This window comes from Verrucomicrobiia bacterium (assembly GCA_035629175.1).
Classification (GTDB): Bacteria; Verrucomicrobiota; Verrucomicrobiia; order Limisphaerales; family DASXHY01; genus DASXHY01.
In genome coordinates this window covers 1-3,893 of record DASPIL010000032.1, presented here as the reverse complement: position 1 = coordinate 3,893, position 3,893 = coordinate 1, and the positions used below count along the sequence as shown (strand labels likewise).

Genomic DNA, 3,893 nt, shown 5'->3' with positions numbered 1-3,893 from the left:
AGTCGGTGTGAAGTATCAAGCGGCTGCACAAGGTGTGAAGCGATTTGGAGTTTTATTGGCGACTGACCCGGAGCGCCAGAGGTTTGTTGCGAAGCTTCAGAAGCAATTGTCAACGTTTTAGATGCGACCCCATTGCGCGTTTACACGCGGAATGCAATGGGGTCGCGTCTAAAGAGTTGACAAATAGGGTCTCTTGGGTGAGATGCGGGCATGGCGAGTCCGTTGAGTTTAGATGTTGCGGGGGCGTGATCGGTTTGTCTCCAAGCTCCAGATTTAATTGTCAACTTTCTAGATGCGACCCCATTGGCGACTCCTGCGTGCGTTTGCCCTCCATACGAGCCACGCGAGAATCGCATACTCCGTAAGATGCGCGCATTTGCGTGCGATGGTCACCACGCGGTTCAAGTTTTCGTCAGGGATTCCTGGAAAGAACCATTGCAAGAATGGGCCGATGATGCGGGACGAACGGTTGGATGACTGCCGGTCTCCGGAAGCGGAAAAGATGACGAACATCCAGACGAGAACTGGCAGCCAGTAACGAATAAATCCACGAGCGAGCATTGCTGCGGCAGGAGAGCAAACTTCACTTCCATCACGCAATTCTATTGTCGCGCATTGATTGCGGCGGGTCAGTCGGGCCGTTTTGCCGGCTTGCGTTTCGGCACCCGGGTTCCTATGCTCCGCCCTGCGCGCTCAGGCGCCTCACAAGGAATAGAAAACCCGAACCAGCCCATGAACCACTCGCCCGCAATCGTAGCGCTCCTGGTCAGCGCCGTTTTCGCCCAAGCCGCCGTCATTGAAGTCCCGGATCCAGACCCAACTCCCGGTCCTTACCACATTACCCTCCAAATTGCGCCTGCGGACGGAGGCCGCATCAGCGGCGGCGGAATCGTCCCCTGGGGCGCGCGCGTTGATCTGAATGCCGCGCCAAACCCCGGATTTGTATTCTCCAACTGGACTGAAAACGGGGAGGTCTTTTCGACCGCGAAATCGCTGAACTTGTTTATTGACCGGGACCTGAACCTCACCGCGAACTTTATCAAACCGGAACAGACGAGCCCGCTCGGCTGGGACTCGCGCTTCATGCCGCCCCCAGGCCTGAACGGGGCCGTTCTCGCACTCGCCACTCGCGGGAACGATCTTTTCGCGGGTGGCGAATTCACTTCTGCCGAAGGGACCAACGCAGCTTACCTGGCCCGCTGGGACGGAAAGAAATGGCACGCCGTCGGCGCAGGACTGAACGGTCCTGTGTACGCCCTGCTGGTCCGCGGGGGCAACCTGATCGTCGGAGGCAGCTTCACGCAGGCTGGTAACACGGCCGCAACGAACATCGCGCGCTGGAATGGCCGCGCATGGGCAGCGATTGGATCGGGATTGAGCGGCGCCCCAAACAGCATCATCGGTGCGTCCGCGGTGCTTGCGCTGGCCGTCGATGGCAACAAGCTGTACGCGGCGGGAGGTTTTGATCATGCGGGCGAAGTGGCCGCTGCAAATATCGCGGTGTGGAACGGGCGCAAATGGTCCGCTCTGGCCACTGGGATTACTGACGGATTCGGCAATCCGAACAATGCAGCGGTTTATACCCTCGCCCGACGCGGTCCCGAGCTCTACGCAGGCGGGCGATTCGATCGCGCCGGGACGGCTTCCGCGCAGAACATTGCCCGCTGGAAGCGCGGCCAGTGGGATCGACTGGAGAACGGTTTGCGTGCTCCGACCTTTGGGTTTCCCCAGAACACCAAACCCGCCGCAGTGTACTCGCTGGTCACAATCGACAATCGAGTCTTTGCGGCCGGGTATTTTACCCGTGCAGGAGGTTCGAACGTGGCGCCCCAGAACCCGCCGTTCCCGCCGCTGCCCCCGTTTCCCGTGACGGAACCGCCGTCCGCCAGGGGTCCTTTCCACTCCGATTTCAACGGACACTTCTCTGATTGGCTTCCACCCTTTGTAATCGACACTAGCGAGGTCGGATTCGTGGACGTCCGCAACTCAGCGATCTGGACGGGCAAGGTGTGGGTAGAAGGCCCCTCCTTTGACAACACCGTCTATCGACTCTCGAGGTTCGGCACGAATCTTTATGCCGCAGGAGAGTTCAATCACGTCAACCAACGTCCCGCTTCCCGAATCGCTTACGCAGGATTGCCGCCTACCTCCCGTTACTCCGCGAGCAGCACAAACAATCTTGTCCTCTGGTTGCTCTCGCGTCTTACCGGCCGAGCGGCTCAGCCCGGCTCGCCAGCGTGGAACTCGATCGATGTGCAGAGTGAAGCAATCGTTTTTGACATAGCCGTGTTCAGGCGACAGATGCACGCCGGCGGCACATTCGAATCCATTGCCGCCATTCCCGCCGGCAATGTTGCAAGCTGGAATGGTGCAAGTTGGTCGCCGCTCGGCTCGGCAGTACCGAACGGATTGGCTGGCGATCCTCAGTCCGCTATCGTCGGGGCTTCGCCAGCAGGTGCTTACGTGGTGGGCAACCTTCAGCGCGCGGGCACGCTGGGCATTTCGAACGCGGTGCACTGGACGGGACAGGAATGGCGCTCGCTCGGGAACGGTATGGTCGTGAACAGCCCCATACAGGCAGCCGTCGTTAACGGGGATTTGTTTGTCTCGGGGCAAATCCAGATTCCCGGAATGCAGGTGCCGTGGAACGGTGGCTGGAGTGACATCGGACGCTGGGACGGTCAGCAATGGCTCTCGATCGGGAGCGGATCCTTCGCCGGCCCGCCCGCATCCGTCCTTGCAAGCGACGAGACCACGCTGTATGTGCTCCTCCGATCCTCATTCATTGCGCAGGTGAGCGACATTGTGAAGTGGAATGGCCTTCAGTGGAGCACTGTCCCACTCGTTCCCACTCCGCCCAATGTGATTATTTCAGGGTATTCCTGCGCGGCAGCCAATGGAGACGAATTGTACATCGCATTGGGCACGACGATTTTCAGATGGAACGGGACGGCCTGGACAACGTTGCCCGGTTCGTTCTCGAGAAGTGGCACCATGCCGTTCCCCTTTGGAACGCCACCATCCATTTCTGCAATGATCGTGCACGAGGGGGCGTTGATCGTCGCCGGCGACTTCACTGCGGTGAATGGCGTGGCGATGACAAACCTTGCCAGATGGGACGGGCTGCAGTGGTCGTCCCCGGGAAGCGCGTTCGCCTCGCAAACGGATCGCGTGACTTCGTTGGCCCGGGCCGGCGGGCGACTCTACGTGGGCGGTACATTCACTTCCATTGGCGGAATCCCGGCTCGTCATGTGGCAAAATGGCAGAACGGAACGTGGGAGCCGCTCGGGTCAGGCCTCTGGAATTCGCAAGGGGTGACACACGTATCCCTCGCAGCCTCGGGCAATCGGCTTTATGCGGTCGGAGACTTCACGAGCGCGGGAGATCAAGCTGCGCATCATTTCGCGGTATGGACCGAGGAGTGAGGCGGCAATGCCCGCGGGTTGGTTCGAACAGGACGCTTGATCCACGGCGGAACCAACACCACGGTGGAGATGTCTTCATCTCTGTCTCGTGTCGCAGAGACAACGATTTGGAGCGGAATGAGATGCGCACAATTCCGTTTCAATTAAAGGCCTTGCAGGCGTTTTCTCGACTGGTTTTTGGGTTGTAAGGAATGTACTCATCTTTGAGCAACCTTCCAGTTTCCATCTCCTGAACCTCCAACGCACGCTGTGTCTGAATCCGCGGCGTATGCACAGTCATTGCTGTCGGGTCGAAAGGTCGACGAGGACGAGCAGACGCCGGTGAGGAGCATAAAACCTCGAATGAGTTGGAAGCAGATTGTGGCCGCTGCCGAAAAGATCAAAGGCGACGCATGGAGGCATTGGGCTGAGCGGCACGGAGATTGGGGTCGCGACGCAACGATGTATGTGGCAGTCCGGCACGGACG

At 59.3% G+C, this 3,893-nt stretch carries 1 protein-coding gene; it reads left to right on the top strand.

Translation table 11 applies throughout. The features are described from left to right. The first annotated feature begins 732 nt into the window (after positions 1-732). Positions 733-3,426, top strand: coding sequence for a hypothetical protein (locus tag VEH04_05285; protein ID HYG22178.1), 2,694 nt, complete (start codon positions 733-735; stop codon positions 3,424-3,426). The last annotated feature ends 467 nt before the right edge of the window (positions 3,427-3,893 follow it).